Origin of the sequence: Collinsella sp. OM08-14AT (assembly GCF_003438115.1) — a bacterium.
Lineage (GTDB): Bacteria > Actinomycetota > Coriobacteriia > Coriobacteriales > Coriobacteriaceae > Collinsella.
In genome coordinates, this window is sequence record NZ_QSTE01000012.1 from 6133 (window position 1) to 25358 (window position 19226).

The 19226-nt window shown below is 58.4% G+C and carries 14 protein-coding genes; 9 read left to right on the plus strand and 5 right to left on the minus strand.

Features of this window, described 5'->3' with window-relative positions; all coding sequences use genetic code 11:
• Window positions 1-31: 31 nt before the first annotated feature.
• Together DXC18_RS07345 and DXC18_RS07350 are read right to left on the minus strand one after the other, a co-directional pair.
• The gene (locus DXC18_RS07345; protein WP_117716809.1) at window positions 32-721 is read right to left on the minus strand and encodes a DUF1015 family protein; all 690 of its coding nucleotides are present in this window, start codon (window positions 719-721) and stop codon (window positions 32-34) included.
• Window positions 722-760: 39 nt separating this feature from the next.
• On the minus strand, window positions 761-1981 hold the full coding sequence (locus tag DXC18_RS07350) for a M20 family metallopeptidase (protein WP_117629072.1): 1221 nt from the start codon (window positions 1979-1981) through the stop codon (window positions 761-763).
• A gap of 223 nt (window positions 1982-2204) precedes the next feature.
• Here DXC18_RS07350 and DXC18_RS10595 point away from each other — a divergent pair, with 223 nt between their 5' ends.
• On the plus strand, window positions 2205-3185 hold the full coding sequence (locus DXC18_RS10595; RefSeq protein ID WP_158551582.1) for a hypothetical protein: 981 nt from the start codon (window positions 2205-2207) through the stop codon (window positions 3183-3185).
• A gap of 346 nt (window positions 3186-3531) precedes the next feature.
• Here the strand turns inward: DXC18_RS10595 and DXC18_RS07360 are convergent, their stop codons facing one another.
• The 3 genes from DXC18_RS07360 to DXC18_RS10465 form a co-directional block, all read right to left on the minus strand.
• The gene (locus tag DXC18_RS07360; protein ID WP_117629073.1) at window positions 3532-4695 is read right to left on the minus strand and encodes a phosphoglycerate dehydrogenase; all 1164 of its coding nucleotides are present in this window, start codon (window positions 4693-4695) and stop codon (window positions 3532-3534) included.
• Between the two features lie 69 nt (window positions 4696-4764).
• Window positions 4765-5889, minus strand: coding sequence for a 3-phosphoserine/phosphohydroxythreonine transaminase (serC, locus tag DXC18_RS07365; RefSeq protein ID WP_117629074.1), 1125 nt, complete (start codon window positions 5887-5889; stop codon window positions 4765-4767).
• A 131-nt stretch (window positions 5890-6020) separates the two neighbouring features.
• Window positions 6021-6194, minus strand: coding sequence for a hypothetical protein (locus tag DXC18_RS10465; RefSeq protein WP_158551585.1), 174 nt, complete (start codon window positions 6192-6194; stop codon window positions 6021-6023).
• 342 nt (window positions 6195-6536) lie between these two features.
• Between DXC18_RS10465 and DXC18_RS07370 the strand changes: the two genes are divergently transcribed.
• The 8 genes from DXC18_RS07370 to pglZ all read left to right on the plus strand — a co-directional run bounded on the left by DXC18_RS07370 (window position 6537) and on the right by pglZ (window position 19220).
• On the plus strand, window positions 6537-7187 hold the full coding sequence (locus DXC18_RS07370; protein ID WP_117629075.1) for a BrxA family protein: 651 nt from the start codon (window positions 6537-6539) through the stop codon (window positions 7185-7187).
• 1 nt (window position 7188) lies between these two features.
• Complete coding sequence (locus tag DXC18_RS07375; protein ID WP_117716811.1) at window positions 7189-7881, plus strand: DUF1788 domain-containing protein; 693 nt, start codon at window positions 7189-7191, stop codon at window positions 7879-7881.
• Window positions 7882-7959: 78 nt separating this feature from the next.
• The gene (gene brxC, locus DXC18_RS07380) at window positions 7960-11622 is read left to right on the plus strand and encodes a BREX system P-loop protein BrxC (RefSeq protein WP_117716812.1); all 3663 of its coding nucleotides are present in this window, start codon (window positions 7960-7962) and stop codon (window positions 11620-11622) included.
• A gap of 66 nt (window positions 11623-11688) precedes the next feature.
• The gene (gene pglX, locus DXC18_RS07385) at window positions 11689-14208 is read left to right on the plus strand and encodes a BREX-1 system adenine-specific DNA-methyltransferase PglX (RefSeq protein ID WP_117716813.1); all 2520 of its coding nucleotides are present in this window, start codon (window positions 11689-11691) and stop codon (window positions 14206-14208) included.
• A 9-nt stretch (window positions 14209-14217) separates the two neighbouring features.
• A complete protein-coding gene (locus tag DXC18_RS07390) occupies window positions 14218-14790 on the plus strand; it encodes a hypothetical protein (RefSeq protein WP_117583762.1) in 573 nt (190 codons plus the stop codon).
• The gene (locus tag DXC18_RS07395) at window positions 14777-15331 is read left to right on the plus strand and encodes a hypothetical protein (protein WP_117583761.1); all 555 of its coding nucleotides are present in this window, start codon (window positions 14777-14779) and stop codon (window positions 15329-15331) included. The genes DXC18_RS07390 and DXC18_RS07395 overlap by 14 nt, the downstream gene beginning before the upstream one ends.
• A 188-nt stretch (window positions 15332-15519) precedes the next feature.
• A complete protein-coding gene (locus DXC18_RS07400; protein WP_117583760.1) occupies window positions 15520-16488 on the plus strand; it encodes a hypothetical protein in 969 nt (322 codons plus the stop codon).
• Window positions 16489-16511: 23 nt separating this feature from the next.
• Window positions 16512-19220, plus strand: a complete 2709-nt coding sequence (pglZ, locus tag DXC18_RS07405; protein ID WP_117716814.1) for a BREX-1 system phosphatase PglZ type A — start codon at window positions 16512-16514, stop codon at window positions 19218-19220.
• Window positions 19221-19226: the final 6 nt, after the last annotated feature.

Here is a 19226-nt window from a genome sequence, read left to right on the forward strand (position 1 = left end):
GCTGGGTTTTCCAGCTTAGCGTTTGAGTTCGCTAGAACCGTGAGACCTGGTGAGTGAGCAGACCCGTCGGAACCTGCGGCGCGCTGCCGCTGACCTGCGCGGCGGGGAACAGCACGGCTACAGCAAAGTTGAACGGCTCTTTGCCAGAGTAGGCGCCGGCAGCGCGGGCCTCGTCGGCCAGAATCTGCGATGCCCCAGCCAGTGCGGCGACATAGGCGGAGTCACCGGCGAACAACGGGTCGGGCGCCTGATCGAGCATGGCACGGATGGCGGCAACGGCGTCCTCGCGCTTGACCTCCCACACGCGATGTGTGACGCCCGCGGGATCGGTGACGGCGTAGAGCGATGCGCCCTCTTTGGCAGCGCTCAAAATGATATCCATGACGGGCGACGCCTCGTAGGCGAGCGACACGGGGCGCGGCTGCACCTTGAGCTCGGCGATCGCGCGCGCGGTGGCGAGTGCGTCGATGCTCTCGGCGGCAGTCTCGTCGCCGCCCGTCAGCACGTTAACCGGGCAAATCGCCACGACGCCCGTCGCACGTCCCGGCTCGCCCGAGCATTCGTACACGTAATACGCCGCACCCGGGTCCTTGAGCATTAGGCCGTCAGCAATGGCGCCGCGCAGGGCGTCGTTGCCGCTCAGGATACCGCCCATCGCAGGCAGCGCCTCGAGCACACGGTCCTGAGCCGGGCGGATGCAGGGAAACGGAAGTGCTTTCATGGGCGGTCCTAACGCGCGAGTCGGTTTGTTCGCGGCTTATTATGCCCCAACTTGGCCGCTTGCGTCCCAGAGCGTGTTATCGGCAAGCACGATGAGCACGTTTTGGCAGCGAACGATATCGGCATGGGGCACATACTCGTCGGGCTTGTGTGCGAGCGCCAACGAGCCGGGGCCGTAGCTCATACAATTGCGGTTGCCTGTCTTGCCGGCAATGACGGCGGTGTCGGTGTAGCCGGTAAAGAAGCCGACGGTCGTGTCCGCGTCCGTCACGTCATCGGCGGCACGCTTGAGCGCTGCTAGAAGGGGAGAGTTCGGGTCGCGCTCGATGGCGGGGCGGTCGCCCGTCACGGTGTAGCTGCCATGGCAACCGGGAACGGCGGCTTCGGCGACGGCGATGGCCTGCTCTACCATGCGCGTCGCGGCGGCCGTATCAGTCGGCGGGGTCAGGCGCATATCGACCCAGACCTTAGCGTGGTCGGGCACGACATAGGGACGGTAGCCACCCTCGATCTGTCCAAACGTGATGGTCGATGGCCCCAGCTCCTCATGTAAAGGTAGCGTCGCAAACGTGCGACGAAGCGAGCACGCGACCTCGGCTATGGCGGCGACGGCGTCGGCGCCCTTCCAAGGCTGGCTTGCATGCGCCGTCACGCCAGCCATTTCAATCTCGAACCACGTACGCCCCTTGTGCGCCACCTGGATCTGCCCGTCGGTGGGCTCGGTGTCCAGCACCCATTCGCGCGAGCCGACCCAGCCGGCATTGATGGCCGCCTCGGAGCCGCGCATAAAGTCTTCCTCGTCGACCGAGCAGATGAGCGAAAAGCCGCGGCGTGGCAGCGCGCCATCCGCCGCCACGCGCTCGAGCGTATGGACCAGTGCGGCAATGGCGCAGGCCAGGCCACCCTTCATATCGCAGGCACCGCGGCCATAGAGTTTATCGTCGCGCACAACCGCCCCAAGCGGTGCGATGTCTGCGTCCCAGCCATCGCCCAAGGTGACGGTATCCATGTGGCAGATATAGACCAGCCGCGGCTCGTCGCTTTGGCCCGGCACGGTGACTTTAAGGTTGCGGCGCCCGGGCAGCACTTCGAGCTCCTCAATCTGCACGGCATCGAGCGCAGAACTATCAAGTTGTGCCAGCTGCTGCTCAATGAGCCTCTTAATGAAGCGCTCAATTTCATCCTCATACGCGCCCGGGTCTGAGCTGTCGATCCGCACGAGTCCTTGCGTAAGCCGCCAGGCAAAGTCCTCATCAACCATATGCAACCTCACAATCAGTTTGCTTTCCAAACCGATTGTAAGCCTCCTGAGAGATCCGCGACGTGGGCGTGGCAGTATTTACCGTTCGCAGGCCGAGCCAGCGCGTTTGCCGTCCGAGCGGGTTCACAAGCGACGCAGCGGGTACGTACCCTTCATGGACGACATGCTGTGCGACATATCTGCCTTTCGGTATCACCGGATACCTCCACAGGTCTTGGCAATAATGCCGGACCTGCCCGATTCTGCGGACGATCCGCGCAGGGAGCACCTATGTGAGCATCCGCTCGTCACGCATTTCCTGGGCACCCCGTTACACGTGTTGGCGCAGGGCAGCTGCGGACGTAAGGGCGATCGCATTGTCAGGCATGTTTGGAACGGGGAGAGGCCGTTTGATTCCGTGCGGCAGACGGAGTTTGGCCTCGATGTTGCGTCCCCACTCTTTACCCTGCTGACCCTGGCTTCCTCGGTCTCAAACGAGCGTCTAATCATGTGCATGTATGAGATGTGCGGCACCTTTGCCGTGTGCAAGATTGCACCTCAGGTAAAGTCGGCACTTGAGCAGGCATACGGGGGCCGGTGGGGTGACGCACGGTCGGGCTGGGAAAACGTAAAGGATGTCTCGGGGAATCCAACGGACTTGTGGAAACGACCTCCCTTGATCGAGCTCTCTGAGCTTACCGAGTACGTCGATAAGATCCCGGGGCTCCGCGGCGCTAAATCGTTCACGCGTGCCGCGAAATGCATTACGGGGGTGGCGGCATCGCCGCTCGAGGTCCAGGCTTCGATGCTGTTTGGCCTTACGAGGTTGCGCGGCGGCGAAGGGCTGCGCCTTACCAATAACGTCGAGATTCGCTTGACGCGCAGTGCCCGCCTGATTTCGGGGCTTGATAGGCGCTATGCCGATATTCTGCTGGCAAATAAGGACGGCAGCCGAGAGTGCCTGGTTGAATGCCAAGGTAAAGCCATACACGGATCCATAGAATCCAAGATCTCGGACTCCGATCGAACGACGGCTTTGCAAGCCATGGGATATCCCGTCGTTCTGATGACCTATGGTCAGCTGGCCGATTCCGATGCCTTCCGCGTGGTGATGGAGCTCATCATGTCCTATCTCGATGTGCCGCTGAAAGACAAGACGCCGCGGCAGCAGGAGCTCGAACGGCGGCTTCGTGAGGAGATTTTTATCGATTGGGCGGGAATGTAGCCGCGCGGGCGGAAAATGGTCGCGCGGACTAGAGTTTTGGTCGCAAAATACTTATATTTTGCCTTGGACGGGCCTTAAAAATGCTACCTAGAATAAGTTGTTTCGGAAAATGGACAGTCAACTTACATTCGGCACATAGAGACCGATTTTTACCTACTAAAGTCCCTGATAAAGCTGTTTATCAAAGCGGGTGTGCTTAGCGACTGGAGCCTCACTATCGATTATCTGAAAAAACTTGTTCTGGGTATCATTTTAAAGTCATCCGGAGCAACAAAATCGCCCCCCGTTTCGTGAAAACGGGGGGCGAATGGGCTTCGTGGTCTGTCTGGCAGGTTTGGCGCCGGCGCTACTTAATCACGCGCACGCGATACATCGACGGAATCTGCTTGAGCGCCTCGATGGTGCTGCTGTCCAGGTGCTCGTCGGTGTCGAACATGGTGTAGGCGTTCTCGCCGGCGGACTCGTTGGTCATGCGCTGCACGTTGGCGTTGTCCTTAGCAAGGATTGCCGTGATCTGGCCAATCATGTTGGGCACGTTGGCGTGCAGGCAGGCGATGCGGCTTGCGGCGCGCGCCTTGCCCATGCTGCAGGCGGGGTAGTTGACGCTGTGCGCGATGTTGCCGTTCTCCAGGTAATCCTTGAGCTCGCTAATGGCCATATCGGCGCAGTTGGCCTCGGCCTCGCCAGTGCCGGCGCCCGAGTGCGTGGTGACAAACGTGTTGGGCATCTTGACGGTCTTGGGCGTGGCAAAGTCGCAGCTAAACCAGCTCAGCTTGCCCTCGCGCAGGGCAGCGTCGACGGCGTCCTCGTCAATGATGGTTTCGCGCGCGTAGTTGATGAGGACGGCGTTGGGTGCCAGCAGGTTAATCTGCTCGGTGCTGATCATGCCGATGGTGTCTGCCTTGCTGGGCACGTGCACGGTGAGGTAGTCGCAGCCGCGGCACAGATCCTCGAGTGTGCCCACGCGCTGCACCTCGCGGCTCAGCACCCACGCGTGCTCAACGGAAATGAACGGATCGTAGCCGTAGGCGTCCATGCCCAAATCGACGCAGGCGTTGGCGACCTTGGAGCCCACGTTGCCCAGGCCGATGACGCCGATGCGCTTGCCCTTGAGCTCGCGGCCCACAAAGGCCTTCTTGGCCTTCTCGGCATCGACCTGAATCGCGGGGTCGTCGGCGTTGTCGCGCACCCAGTTCATCGACTGCACCACGCCACGGCTCGAAAGCACCAGCATGCCCAGGACGAGCTCCTTGACGGCGTTGCTGTTGGCGCCGGGCGAGTTAAAGACGACGACGCCCTTCTTGGCGTACTCCTCGACGGGGATGTTGTTGACGCCGGCGCCACAGCGGGCGATGGCGCGAATGCCCTCGGGCAGCTCGTAGCCGTGCAGGTCGGTCGAGCGCATCAGGATGGCGTCGGCCTCCTCGGCGGTGCTCACAAATTCGTAGCCCTCGCCAAACTCGACTTTGCCGTCTTTGGTGATGTCGTCGATGGTCTTGATCTTGCGCATGGAAAACTCCTTAGCAGGTTTGTTTAAAACAAGTGGTTTGAAGTGGCTGGTCGGCCCGCGCGTTGCGGGCTAGTTAGATCGCGGGCTCAAACTATGCTGTGCTTCGAAGTCCTTCATGTACGTGGCCAGTGCCTGTACGTCTTCCATTGTCACGGCGTTGTAGACGCTGGCGCGCATGCCGCCTACCAGGCGATGGCCCTTGACGTTTTGAATCTGGTGCTCGGCGGCGCCTGCAACAAAGGCCGCATCGAGCTCGACGTCACCGGTGCGGAAGGTGACGTTGGCGATGGAACGGCTGTCGGCCTGAGCGGTGCCGTGGAACAGCTCGCTGTGCTCGAGCAGGTCGTAGAGCAGGTTGGCCTTGGCCCAGTTGCGCTCGGCCATGGCGGCAAGTCCGCCGGTCTCCTCGACCCAGTGGAACACCTTACCGCATACGTAGATGCCAAAGGTGTTGGGCGTGTTGAGCATGGAGCCCTTGGCGGCCTGGGTCTTAAGGTCCAGGTACTGCGGCGTCTGCGCAAAGGCGGGGCCATCTGCGATAAGGTCGTCGCGCACGATGACCACGGTCACGCCCGCAGCGCCGGCGTTTTTCTGTGCGCCGGCGTAAATGAGCCCGTAGCGCTCAACGTCGAGCGGCTGCGACAGGAAGCAGCTCGAGACATCGGCGACCAGCGGCACATCGCCGCAGTTGGGCAGCTCGTGGTACATGGTGCCAAAGATAGTGTTGTTCTGGCAGATGTAGACGTAGTCGAGCCCGTCGCCCGCGGCCTCGGCGGCAATGCGCGCGTTGACGTCGGCCATGGTGGGAATGCGGTCGAAATTGGTGTCCTCGGAGCTCGCGAGCAGCACGGCCTCGCCATATTTGGCGGCCTCCTTGTACGCCTTGTTGGCAAAGTTGCCGGTGACGACGTAGCCGGCGCGGCCGCGGCGCATGAGGTTCATGGGGATGCCCGCAAACTGCAGCGTGGCGCCGCCCTGCAAAAACAGGACACGGTAGTTGTCGGGGATACTCAGCAGGCGGCGCAGGGTTGCCTCGGCGTCGTCGATAATCTGCTGGTACATACTAGATCGATGACTCATTTCGAGCACGGACATGCCGCAACCGCGGTAGTCCATCATCTCGTCGGCGATCTCGGCAAGCACGCTGGTGGGCAGTGCGGCCGGGCCTGCTGAGAAGTTGTGCACACGTGCCATCTTCTAGGTCCCCCTCGGAGTCGTTTGAACGTTCGGGATACTTTAGCACAGTGGAGCGCCGGGCGCGACCGCATCACGGTAAAACTCGAGTGCGCCGCTATGATTTACAGGATGGTTACATGGGGGAGGGATTATCTCGAGGCTCGTATCCGATCCGCCTCGGCCTTCGCTTGTTTCCAGGGGCGCACTCGACCGTTGGTGAGGTCGTCATAGCCACGAGCGATGGCACGTTGAATGTGATCTTCGCGTTCCTGAATGGTAGTTAGTGCGCGCGTCTGATCAGAAATAGACTTTACGACAGGCATACGAAACTCCTTACATAGAAGCATATGTATAACTCTATATTGAATATAGCGGAGGATGGCGTTGGGCGTGTGCGTGCCTGCATTCGTAAGCGCGGTTGTCTGGCAAGTGTGATTTGGGGCGATCTCGTCAAAGCTTCTGAGCTGCGAAAATGACCGTTGACCGGATTTAATTATGTTGCTCAACATTTGACACTCTGGGCGTGGTAACTTTTTTACCAACAGGTATGATTATTGTCATGTGCGCCGCACCTGCCTGCCGGGTTGCGGCGCACTTGTGACAGCCTTTGACACCCTTGGAGCGTGTACTGTGGATATAACCACAAAAAGCGTTCGGGGGGGGGGGTGCTCACCCGCGAGCAATTCCTCCCGCATGAGATGCGCATCGTCGCTGCCCTTCGTATGCAGGGCGCAAGCGACGAGCAGGTCATTGTACGCGTAAAGAGCGAGAACCTCTTTCAATATCCCACGGAGCGCATGGTCGCCAACCGCGCAACCGTGTGCCTTCGCCGCCTCGACGCCATGGTGCCCACGGACGCCGCATGCGCCGCGCGCGGCATCGACCCCAAAACCGCCGTCGAGGCTGCGTCATCCCTAACCAGCCTCATGGCATCTGGCACCCCCACGCAGGCGGACCAGGCCATCTTCTACAGCATGATCTGCCGCTACGACATCGTGCGCGAGCTCGTGCTCGTCGAGGTAGGGGAGCGCCTGCAAAACTTTGATTATGCCTTCACGGCGGTTGACCTCAACGCCTTTATGACGCGCTTTACCACGGAGTATCCGGACGCGGCCCGCTGGACCGAGGCCACGGTCAAGCGCATTAAGGGCTCGCTCCGCCAGACGCTCCGCCATGCCGCCCTTATCGGCGAGGGTCAGGGGCCGGAGTCTGAGCGCCTGTCACCACTCTTCCTCGATTCCGATGTCGAGCGAGCCTTGGTCCAGCTGGGCGAGCAGTCGCTTATCGCGGCCCTTACCGGCAGGGCGGTGATGTAGCGTGGCCCCCGTCAACAACGCCGCCGAACCTGCTATCACCCCGGCGACCGATCTCACCACCAATATTGGCATCCATTCCCGTAAGAGCGTCGTGGCGGCGCATGTCCGCTCCGAGCACGCCCATCAGGAATTTGAGCGACGCGCGCAGCTTCTGCGCGAGTGCCTGTGCAGCGAGGACTTTTTGGCCAACAAGGGCATAGGCAATGAGATCGGCTTCCACACCTTTTGCTATGACCCTGCGCTGGAGTTTGAAGCGCGTGCATTATTTGACGCCCTTTCACGCGATGCCGAGGCCGACAAGCTTCCGTGCACGCTCAAGGTCGTGAACCTCTACGACGCCGTGCTGGCAATTCTCGAAAAGCGCCGTGTCCTTAAGGCCATCCCACGCCAAGAGGAGCGCCGCGGTACCCAGCGCGTGCTCGAGGACGTGGCCAAGTTCGCCTCGCCCGAGAAAGTCGCCGCGTACATCCTTGAGCAGACCGAGCCGCACGCGCCTGGAGACGTCGTTCTCCTCACCGGCGCGGGCGAGGTCTTCCCATTCTTTCGCATGCACACGCTTCTCCATTGCATGCTTGCGGATTTTGATGAGGTGCCTGTGGTCGCCGCCTATCCGGGCAGTTTCAACGGCTCTTCTTTCCAGCTCTTTAACCGTCTGCCGGCCGACAACTACTACCGCGCCATCGATATCTCGTAAGCACGGCTCCCCGCAGGCAAGTCCCTGCCGCCGGTAACAACCCTTTGCCATAACATTCCCAAACCCAAAGGAGCACCCATGGACAACACGATCATTCGCGACCTCTTTGCAAAAGACATCAACCGCTCCATCAACGGCGTGGTCAAGGTCCAGGATTCAAAAGATGGGTCCATCCGCCAGGAGCTTGACGAGTACGTGGTGACGCGCGAGTTGCAGAGGCACTTTGCCACTTTCTTCAAGGCCTACGGCGATGCCATCGATGCGCGCACCGACAAGATCGGCGTGTGGATCAGCGGTTTCTTCGGTTCCGGTAAATCGCACTTCCTCAAGATGCTGAGCTACCTGCTCGAGAATCGCCAGATCGGCGGCAAGAGCGCCATCCGCTACTTTGACGGCAAAATCGTCGACCCCATGGTCGCGGCTGCCATGGAGCGCGCGTGCTCGGTGCCCACGCAGGCCATCCTCTTTAACATCGATAGCAAGGCGGGCCAGTGGAAGCAGGGTGATACGGCTCCCACGGCGCTGCTTCGCGGCTTTGAGCGCATGTTCTACGAGGCGCGCGGCTTCTACGGCGAGGACCTCAAGCTTGCAAAGCTCGAGGACTACATCGATTCCCTGGGCAAGACCCAGGAGTTCCGCGAGGCCTTTGAGCGCATCAACGGCGAGTCCTGGCTCCAGACTCGCGATACCTACAGCTACTTTGAGGATGACGTCGTCGAGGTGCTGCAGAGCGTGCTCGGCATGAGCGAAAAGGCCGCATGGAACTGGCTCGAGGGTTCTGAGGACGAGGTTTTGGCCCCTGATGTCTTTGCCAAAAAGGTCAAGGACTACGTGGACGCTCAGGCAGCGGCCCACGGCGGCAACTTCCGTTTGCTCTTTATGGTCGATGAGGTGGGTCAGTTTATTACAAACGACCAGGACCCAAGCCTTATGCTGAGCCTTCAGACCATCGTCGAGGAGCTGGGTGCCGCCTGCGGTGGCCGCGTGTGGGTGATGGTCACGAGCCAGGAGGCCATCGACAACCTGAGTCTGCCCGTGGGCAACGACTTTTCAAAGATCCAGGGCCGTTTCAATACCCGCCTTTCGCTCTCCAGCTCCAGCGTGGACGAGGTCATCCAACGCCGTGTGCTCGAGAAGACCGCGCCGGCGGCCGATATGCTTGCACAGGTCTACGAGCAAGACGCCGCCGTCCTCAAAAACAACTTTACCTTTGAGGGCGGCTCGCGCTCCGACCTTGCCGGCTACGCCAACTCCAAGGATTTTGTGGCCAGCTACCCGTTTGTGGGCTACCAGTTTAAGCTCCTGCCCGACGTGATGACCGAGGTACGCAAGCATGGTGTTAAGGCCAAGCACATGTCCACGGGCGAGCGCTCCATGCTGAGCGCGTTTCAGGAGAGCGCTCAGGCCATCCAGCATGACCAGACTGGTGCACTCGTGCCGTTCTGGCGCTTCTTCGACACAATCTCCAAGGATTTGGAGCACGGCATCATTCAAGTCGTCGTCTGTGCGGAGCGCGCGGCTGAAAACGCAGAGGGTCTTGAGAGCTACGATGTCCGGGTGCTTAAGCTCCTGTACTTGATCCGCTACATCGGCTACGTCAAGGCCACGGTCGAGAACATCTCCATCCTTATGATTGATAGCCTGGACGTGGACAAGCGCGCCCTTAAGGACCGCGTCAAGGAATCTCTCGCCCGCTTGGAGCGCGAGAACTACGTGGCACGCCAGGGCGATACCTATAGCTTCCTCACCGACGAGGAGCAGGAGATAGCGCAGGAGATCGCACGCACCCCGATCGACAACGCGAAGGTGATTGAATACATCAAGAAGCGCCTGTTCGAAAGCATCTACACTGCGCGCAAACTCAACCGCGGGGCCAACGACTTCCCCTTTGACCGCTACGTGGATGGCTCGATTCATGGATCCAACATGGGCGGCATGGCACTTTCCGTGGTGACCATGGCCAGCGATCTGGGCCGTTCGGACGATGCCGAGTTGGCATTGAAATCCGTGGATAAGGCCATCGTGGCCTTGAGCGACGAGGTGGATTATTGGGCTCCACTCGTCAACGCCGCCAAGATCCGCAAGTACGCCAAGACGCGAAATCTCCAGGAGCTTCAGCCGAGTACGCGCCAGATCGTCGAGTCCAAGATGCGCGAGGCGGCCTATAACGAGAAAGAGGCCGATACCCTTTTGAGCGAGGCCGTGCTCCATGCACGTTGCGCGGTCAACGGCCGCATGGTTGAGGTCCGCGCGGCCAAACCCGTTCAGGTTTTTGAGCAAGTGCTGGCGCAGCTGTGCGATGTGGTCTTTGATAAGGCCGACTATATCGGTGCGCCGGTCACGAGCGATTCCGATATTCGCTCCACTCTGGCGGGCAACGTTCAAGTGGGGCTCGCTGGCATGGACGCGGGTAACACGCGTGCGCTCAAGGAGGTCGAGGACTACCTCAAAGTGCAGCACCAGCGCCACCTGGATACCGCTATGGGCGATATCCAGCGCCAGTACCAGCAAAGGCCCTTTGGCTGGCGCGAGGTCGACATCGCAAATGTGGTGGCGCAGCTTGTGGTGGAGCAGCGCGCGCAGGTGCTGTTTGGCGGTCAGACGGTTCAAGCTAACGACAGCCGCATGGTGGCGCTCCTGCGCAAGGATGCCGATAAGGCCCAGGTGCGCTTGCGCATGCGCATGAGCGACCGGTTGCTACGCGCCGCGGGCGAACTCATGTGTGACCTGTTTGATCTCAAGACCGTGCCCTCCAACGAGGATAAGCTCGTGGCCGAGCTCAAAGAGCGCCTTGAGGGCTTGCGCGAGGCGTGCCTCGCCATAGCACGCGACTACTACACGGGCATCAAGCCGGCCTACCCGTATCCCGGTGAGGACGAGTGCGAGAAGATGCGCTCGGAGGTGGCCGACGTCCTTAAGGACCAGAACGAGGCCGAGGCGTTCTTGACCACGTTCACCAAGCATGAGGAGCGCTTGCTCGATGCTAAGGAAGACTTTGACAAGGTGGTTGAGTTCGTCGAGTCCAATCAACGAACAGCGTTTGACCACGCCAGGGATTTCTTGAACCGCACCGAGGGTATCGAGTATGCCTCCGATGACATTCCCAGCGCGGTGGAGAACGTGGCAAAGGTGCGTGAGATCCTCAAAGATCCCAAGCCCTACGGCCGTATTAAAGACCTGCAGCCGCTTATGGATCCCGTCGAGGATGACATGAAAAAGCTGCTGGGCATCCGCCGCAATGAGTTTTTGTGTCGCATCGAGAGCGATCTGCAAGACCTGCGGGCGCAGGCCGAGAGTCAAAAGGGCTTTGTCAATCAGGGCAAGGATGCCATAGCAGACGCCGGCACCAAATACGAGTCGTTCAAAAACCGTGCCCACAGCGCTCAAAGTCTCAACGAACTGAGCGTTGTTGCAACTAACTGGGGCGACTGGCTCAGTGCGGCGGCCAACGAGATGTACGACGCTGTGGATGAGGCCCGCGTGCGTATGGACAACGAGCGCCGCACCACCGAGGTCATGAGTACGGGTGAGGTGGTCAAGAAGGTCTCCAACAAGGGCGCCGCATCGTCTGCTCCCGTGCCCGCGCCCAAGCCCCAGCGCAAGATCAAGACTGTGCGCCGCGCCGATCTGGCCAAGCCGAGTCGTCTCTTGTCCGCAGAGGATGTGGAGCGCTACGTGGACGACTTGCGCTCCCGCCTTATGCAGGCGCTCGCTGCAAACGACGAGATCCGTATCAACTAACCCGCGGAGCCACCGGTGCCAAAGCGCGCACCGGTGGCTTATGGCGTTTAGAAAGGCTCATCAACCATGAACGATTCTGCTCTTAAGAGCTTCTGCACCTGGGCCCGTACGGAGCTCATCAAAGGCGTGGAGGCGCAGATGGTGCGCTACGGCATCACCGAACCTGCACCCGCGCCCGTTGGGTCCGAGACCGTTAGCGGCCTGCCCCTAAGTCCGGCTGAGATTGAGCAACGCGACGAACTGCTGCGCATGCAGGCAGAGGTGGGTCACGAGGCGCTGCGCGACCGTGCGGCCTACACCTGGTTCAACCGCATCGTGGCCATTCGCTTCATGGATGCACGCGGATGGCTTCCCAGCCGCATGCGCATGCTAAGTCGTGCGGACGGCAGCCATGGCAGCGAGGCCGTGGAGAACGCACTGGACGTAGAGATAGCGACGGCCGATACCGATCGCATAGCCGAGCTCAAGATGGCGGGCTTGGATGAACCGCTGTGGCGCTATCTGTTTGTTGCTCAGTGCGAGGAGCTTGCCGATTGCCTGCCGGGTGTCTTTGAGCGCGTGGGCGGAGCCATGGAGCTGCTGTTGCCCCAGGGCCTCATGATGTCCGACGGCGTGGTGGGCAAACTCAATGTTGTCCTCACTGACGAGGACTGGCGCGAGGGCGTGACCGTTCTGGGCTGGATGTATCAGTACTACAACGCTGACGTTAAAGACGAGTTCTTCAAGTCCAAGCGCAAGGCCGCAGCGGCGGACATCGCTCCCGCCACTCAGCTCTTCACCCCCGAGTGGATCGTGCGCTATATGGTCGAGAACTCGCTCGGCCGTCTGTGGATGCTCAACAATCCGGGGAGTTCGCTACGCGAGCGCATGAAATACTACATCGAGCCCGATGCTGAGCACGAGGACTTCATCCGCATTTCGAGTCCCGAGGAGATAACCCTCTGCGACCCCGCATGCGGCTCGGGCCATATCTTGGTCTATGCGTTTGAGCTGCTCTTTCATATGTACGAGGAGCGCGGCTATCGTGAGCGCGAGATTCCCGAGCTCATTCTTACTAAAAACCTTGCAGGTATGGAAATCGATTCCCGCGCGGCACAGATCGCGGAGCTGGCGCTTGCCATGTGCGCCCGCGAGCACGACCGTCGCTTCTTTAGGCGTGGCGTTCGCGCCGACGTTACCGTGCTCTCGAGCATCCCGCTTGGGGAGGACGAGCTGCCGGGTAACAAGAAGCTCGCCGAGGAGCTGAGTCATTTGGGCGAGATCGGTTCGCTGCTCAATCCGACAGATGCCGAGATCGAGAAGCTCAAAGCGGCTGCGGCCGACTGCGCGGGCGACCTTTTTGCCGCCGCGACCAAGGACAAGCTTGAGAGCGCGGTCGCAATCTGCGAGAAGCTATCACGTCGCTTCACTTGCACCGTGGCAAATCCCCCGTACATGGGTAGCAGCAGCTTCAACCCCTTTATGAGTAAGTGGGTCAAGAAGAACTACCCCGACACGAAGAGCGATCTCTGCACGTGCTTTATCGAGCGAATTATTGATTTTGCGAGCGCTAAGGGTACGGTATCTCTGGTTACCTCTGATACGTGTATGTATCTCTCGTCTTTCGAGCGTATGCGCAACACCCTTGTAGATAAACACACCCTAATTGCCCTCATTGATACTCGCGGCTCGAATGCCCACCCTGACGTGTTTGACGCCAATACCGGATGGGTCATTCAGTCGAATCATATTCCTGGTTATAAGGGTGCTTATTTTAAGTTGAATCAAAAAATCGGTGAGAAGGATGCGGCTTTGAAGGAGGCCATCCAAAACCCCACCTGCGGCTGGTTCTACCGCCGCAACGCCGACGCCTTCAAGCAGATCCCCAGCACCCCCATAGCCTACTGGGCCAGCGACGCTATGCTCGAAGCGTTTGGGGGACATTCCATTCGCGATGAAGCTTTTGCTGGAATAGGCATGCGTACGGGCGACAATGCAAGATTTTTGAGATTGTGGCATGAAGTCGGTCTGAGCGACATGGTTATCGGATGTTGCTCTGCTGAGGAGCAAATCAATAGTGGTGCTCGATGGGTTCCTTACAATAAAGGAGGCAATTTTCGCAGATGGTACGGAAACAATGACTACGTTGTTAACTGGTTTAATAATGGTGAAGAGATTAAGGCTAACACTAAGGCTGTATACCCAGAATTGGGCGATGATCTTGGATGGAAGATAAGCAACGAGCGCTTTTACTTTAAGCCTGGACTTACTTGGACGGGCGTAACTTCGGGGCTATTTAACTGCCGTCTATATCGCCAGGGTTTTATTTTTGATTCCGGCGCTAATGGCCTTTTCTCAACTAAGGAGCTTGGAGTTTCCTACCTTTCTGCCCTGCTGAACTCTTCTGTAGCTGCTTCAGCCTTTAGCTTTTTGAACCCTACGTTGAATTTTGGGGCAGGCACTGTGAATAACATGCCTGTTATTCGACCCTCTGCTTCAGACTATTCCATCGTCGAAGATCTGGCGCATCGTTGCTTTGATGCGTCGGAAGCAGATTACAACTCCTTCGAAACCTCATGGGATTTTGGTCACAATCCCCTTGTTTAGGAGACCTGTATGTGTATCGATCTTAACCAGACGGCATTTCAGCTTGCCAATAAAATTAAACGCGTTTTAGATTCTGATGTTAGAATTCGTATCTCGTTAAACAACGCCACTTTCTTTGAATACGACTCGGATGAAGATGTCGTAATCATCGCTCCTGTTTCTTTGCTTGAAATTGAAGAAAAGGAGAAAGCGCAGATAGCGTCTCGGGCAGCATATGAGTTGGTTCTTATGAGTGCGAAAACCTCCGCGCGGAAGTTCAACGGCATTTTATTGCCTGACTGTTTCTTATATTGTGTGTATTCAACGCTACACGAGATAGGCCATCATGACTATTTTGTCAGCTCTTCCGCAACGGAGTTTCAAGGCCATGTTGCACAGCGCGAGTCACTTCTTGAGTTCTCTAAGGACAAGTTGATCAATGCAATTGCTTCGGGACAAGACCCACGTAATAGCCAGGAGATATTTGCGAGATCGTATAGGAATATTCCTTTTGAGAAGATAGCTGATGATTACGCCAGGAGATTGATGCCCGTCGTTCTTTCCAAACTCTTAGTAGAGGATGGACCAAATGAAGCAAAATGAGTCTATTGACGTTCGCTGCGATATGGCAACGATGCATGATTTTTTCCTAAATAAGATTGATGAATCGATTAAGGGAGGGCTCTACTTCGAAGCCGCTTGGCTAATCTATTCGTGTCTCGAGAATCGTTTCTTTCGAGTGTTAGACAAATATAAGCGGAACTGCAAATATTGCGTTAATGGCGGCAAATGCCGTAAGGGAAGCAACCAATTGGCAATCGGGACCAAGATCAAGTGTGTTGAAAGACTATATAACGCAGATGTGTCTCGTGTTCGCAGCTCTTTTTCAGCTGAGTTATTCGCTGAAGTGAGGTTGTGGGTCAAATTACGTAACAAACTAATGCATAACTTGCTGTCCCTTGAGCACTATGAAGAGCATTTTGATAATGACTTTAAAGAACTTGCTTTAAACGGGAAGAAAGTTGTGGACGACGTTTACGATGCCTGCACGAAATTTAGGGCGGCTTTCTTCGAACCCGGCTACGAGTTCATATTCCCTGAATCGTGCATGGAGCAATGTCCTTGTAAGCCGCGTAATCAATAGAAAGACGACTAATAACTATGTGTCGCATTCGGGGCCGTGATTCACAAAGTTATCTTCATACGGGATATTCGGTTTTGCTCATCGCGCTGGGCGTGGAGTGCGGGCTTGGTTGTGTGATGGCCCTGATTTGATTCACGCTTTATTTCTTCGTTGCCGGCATCTCAACAATATCGAAAGGACGGCCCACCATGGCCACATTACTTCAAGATAAATACGAGGCTCGTAAGGCCGAGGTCAATGCTCGCTTTGAGCAGCTCCGTGCTAACGAGGAGGAGCTCAACCGCATCTTCGCCAAAATTTACAACATGGAGGGCGAAGTGCCCATCGAGGTCGAGGATAAGTACGTCTCGGTGGCGCGCATCTTTGATACCGCCGACGAGATCCCCGAGAGCTATAAGGGCAACAAATACGTGCGCACCAAGCGTGACGAGATCACCTCGCTTATAAGCTATGCCGTGGGCTGCATGTTTGGCCGCTATTCGCTGGATGTGGACGGGCTGATTCTGGCCGATCAGGGCGCCACGGTCGATGACTATCTGGCCAAGATGCCCGATCCCACGCATGTGACCTTTATGCCCGATAGCGATAACGTGCTGCCCATCACCGACGACGAGTACTTTGACGACGACATCGTGCGCTACTTTATCGACTTTGTGCGCACCGTGTATGGCGAGGAGACGCTTGAGCAGAACCTGGCCTTTATTGCCGAGGCACTCGGCGGCAAGGGTACCTCGCGCGAGGTCATCCGCACCTACTTTTTGAAGGACTTCTTTAAGGACCACTGTCAGACCTACAAGAAGCGCCCCATCTACTGGCTGTTCGACAGCGGCAAAAAGAACGGCTTCAAGTGCCTTGTTTACATGCATCGCTATCAGCCCGACCTGTTGGCTCGCATCCGAACCGACTATGTGCATGAGCAGCAGGAGCGCTATCGCTCGCAGATCGGCTATGCCAACGATGCCCTTGCCAGTGCTGAGCGTGGTGAGCGCGTGCGCTTGGATAAGCGTGTCAAAAAGCTCAATGACCAGCTTAAAGAGACCATCGGCTACGAGGAGAAGTTGCACCACTTGGCAGACCAGATGATTAAGATCGACCTGGATGACGGCGTCAAGGTCAACTACGCCAAGTTTCAGGATGTACTGGCAAAGATCAAGTAAATGCAGATACGGTAAGGATATTCATGCCCAAGATCGATGTAGAAGAACAGCTTAAGCTGCGGTTTTTGCAGCCGTTGTCCGCATGCGCGCCGCGCCGTGTGGTGGTTTGGCACGATGCGGACGGCGAGTTTGCTCCTGAGTTTGAGCGATTGGCTGCCGAGGGTTTCGACGGCGTGGGGGCCGATGCCGGCGTAATGCCTGCTCACGGTGACTTTGAGCGTCCGGTGCGGTTTGTTGAGGCCTGCGAGGGCCGCATGTTTGCCGTCAAGAAGCTCATCAACCGCGATGACCTTGCGAACGATATCTTGCTGTATCGCCGTTGCCAGCGCGGCAGGCTTGAGGGCGATTGGCTTGCCGATGTTGAGCTGTATGCCGATCAGTTCCAGGCTGACTATCTTTCGCTTTTAGCTGATCAGCTGGGCATCGAGAATATCGACGCCGTGCGCGAGAGCCTGCGCGAGCACAAGACCTTCTTTGATGCCAAGACCCGCTGTGCTAAGTTTGCCGCGTGCGTTCCGCACGTCGCGGGCGCATCCGATATCGAGCTTGGAATCCTTACGGTGATCTTTGGCGGCAAGGAGCCGGGCGACGCGCGGCCCGCGTTTGTGCTGCGCGGCTGCATGGCCACACTGCTGCACGAGGGCCCCGAGGCGCTGGCTGCGCTGGTGGATAAGTACAGCTTGCGCGACGTCCTCTCTGCCTTTATGCTGCGCTGCTATGGGTTTGATGGGCCGCTGTACGAGCGCGACTCACTGCTTATGCTTGCATCCCATGTGCTCCTTACGGCGGCATCCACCGCGCTTCCCGAGGGGGCGCTCAAGGGACTCGAAAGCTATGTGGCTCCCGCCTACGGCCCCTATTGTCTTGAGGCGGTGCGTACGTGGGACCAGGCCGCCGATGTCCAGGCATCGAGCGAGGACCTATTTGAGATCTGCCGTTTGGTAGAGGATGCCCGTGGACTCTTTGCGCGGTTCGAGACCCTGCCAATCGATGCGTTGGTCTCGCTTGACGTGTTCCCGTGCGTCAACGAGGCTGTGCTCTCACAGTTGTTCAGCTCGTTTGCTCAGGGTGCGGACCGTGTTGAGAGTGCGCGCACATTTGCTGCGCGCCGTTGCGACCTAAGCTGGTACCGTCGTGTTGAGAGCTACTTTGACTTGCTTGCCGCTGTGGCCGATATGTGCGCGTTTAGGCAGGCACACGCGGGCGGGTTCCATCTGGCGCAACCCCAGCAGGTGTGGGATGCCTATACGTCCGATTGGTATTCCATGGATGCTGCCTATCGCCATATGTGCACCGCGTATTTGCGGGCGCGCTCTGTCGAGTGCGATGTGCTCGAGGAGCCTGCCCGAGCCGTGGTGGACTGGGCGGAGAATCTCTACAGCAACTGGTTTTTGGCCGATGCCAATGCCTGCTGGACATCCGCTGCGCAAGGGGAGTGGGCCGATTGCGGCTACATCGATGGCCCTGCACGGCAGGATGAATTCTACTGGCATGTGCTGCCCACCTTTGTGGGGTCTGCCAAAACGACGGTCGTTATCGTAAGCGACGCGCTGCGCTATGAGGTGGCCCGTGATGTCGCGGCGCTTCTCGAGCGCGAGCGCGGCGGCAACGTCAGGGTTTCTAGCATGCAGGCGGTCTTTCCCTCCATCACCGAGGTGGGCATGCCCGCGCTGCTGCCGCACCAAGCGCTTGAACTTGCAGCGGATGGCTCGCTTGTGTTGGCTGACGGCATGCCCACTGCGACGACTCCGCAGCGCGAGGCCGTACTTACCCACGTTGAGCCCACGGCCCGCGCTTTGCGCTCGAGCGCATACCTCAACATGGCGGGAACCGAGCGCAAGGCACTGCTCAAGGACTCCAAGCTCGTTTTTCTCTACCACAACAAGATCGATGCTACGGGCGAGAAGGCCGCTACGCAGGATGACGTCTTCGATGCCTGTGCGGACACCGTGGAGGAACTTGCTGCGTTGGCGCGTCGCGTGTGCACCGACGCCCCGGGCGCGCGTGTTGTTATAACGGCGGACCACGGCTTTATCTACACGCGTCGGGAGCTCAGCGAGTGCCAGATGCTCGGCAAGCCAGACCTTCCCTTCCTTGACGCTCCTGTCATGCACGGCAAGCGTCATCTGGTGGTGCCCAACGAGGCCGTGGCCAAGCTTTCGGAAGAGGCATGCGGGGTGTTTGTTAATGTTGGCATGGGACGTTTGGGTGCCGGTTTTGAGGGATTTGCCCCGCGCGAGAACGTGCACTTCAAGCGTCCCGGCGGCACTAACAACTACGTCCACGGCGGCATGAGCCTGCAGGAGCTCTGCGTGCCCGTTATCGGTTTTTGGCGTGCGCGCTCGGGTTCCAAGGACTTTGTCGACACGCGCGCGGCGACGCTGCGCGTGCTAAGCGAGGGACGCCGAGTGACCAACTCGCTCTTCTCGGTCAACTTGATCCAGGAAGAACCTGCCCAAGGTAAGGTCTTGCCGTGCGAGTACGAGCTGGTGTTTACCGATGCAAGTGGCAACGAGGTGAGCGATACGGTCAAGGCGCATGCCAACAAGACTTCTGTTAACTCGCAGGAGCGCGTGGTGCATGCCAAGTTTGCGTTGCATGCAGCGGATGGATTCTCGGCCAAGGGTCCGTACTATCTGGTCTGCCGCGAGCGCGAGACGGGCAAGATCGTTTGGCGCGAGACGTACACCATTGCTGTTTCGTTTGCCCCTGTTGCTGACTTTGGTTTTTAGGAGTGT

Coding starts and splice junctions, on each gene's coding strand:
- DXC18_RS07395 (WP_117583761.1), top strand. CDS start 14,777: ATGAAGCAAAATGAGTCTATTGACGTTCGCTGCGATATGGCAACGATG.
- serC (WP_117629074.1), bottom strand. CDS start 5,889: ATGGCACGTGTGCACAACTTCTCAGCAGGCCCGGCCGCACTGCCCACC.
- pglZ (WP_117716814.1), top strand. CDS start 16,512: ATGCCCAAGATCGATGTAGAAGAACAGCTTAAGCTGCGGTTTTTGCAG.
- DXC18_RS07345 (WP_117716809.1), bottom strand. CDS start 721: ATGAAAGCACTTCCGTTTCCCTGCATCCGCCCGGCTCAGGACCGTGTG.
- brxC (WP_117716812.1), top strand. CDS start 7,960: ATGGACAACACGATCATTCGCGACCTCTTTGCAAAAGACATCAACCGC.
- DXC18_RS07360 (WP_117629073.1), bottom strand. CDS start 4,695: ATGCGCAAGATCAAGACCATCGACGACATCACCAAAGACGGCAAAGTC.
- DXC18_RS07400 (WP_117583760.1), top strand. CDS start 15,520: ATGGCCACATTACTTCAAGATAAATACGAGGCTCGTAAGGCCGAGGTC.
- pglX (WP_117716813.1), top strand. CDS start 11,689: ATGAACGATTCTGCTCTTAAGAGCTTCTGCACCTGGGCCCGTACGGAG.
- DXC18_RS10595 (WP_158551582.1), top strand. CDS start 2,205: ATGCCGGACCTGCCCGATTCTGCGGACGATCCGCGCAGGGAGCACCTA.
- DXC18_RS07350 (WP_117629072.1), bottom strand. CDS start 1,981: ATGGTTGATGAGGACTTTGCCTGGCGGCTTACGCAAGGACTCGTGCGG.
- DXC18_RS10465 (WP_158551585.1), bottom strand. CDS start 6,194: ATGCCTGTCGTAAAGTCTATTTCTGATCAGACGCGCGCACTAACTACC.
- DXC18_RS07390 (WP_117583762.1), top strand. CDS start 14,218: ATGTGTATCGATCTTAACCAGACGGCATTTCAGCTTGCCAATAAAATT.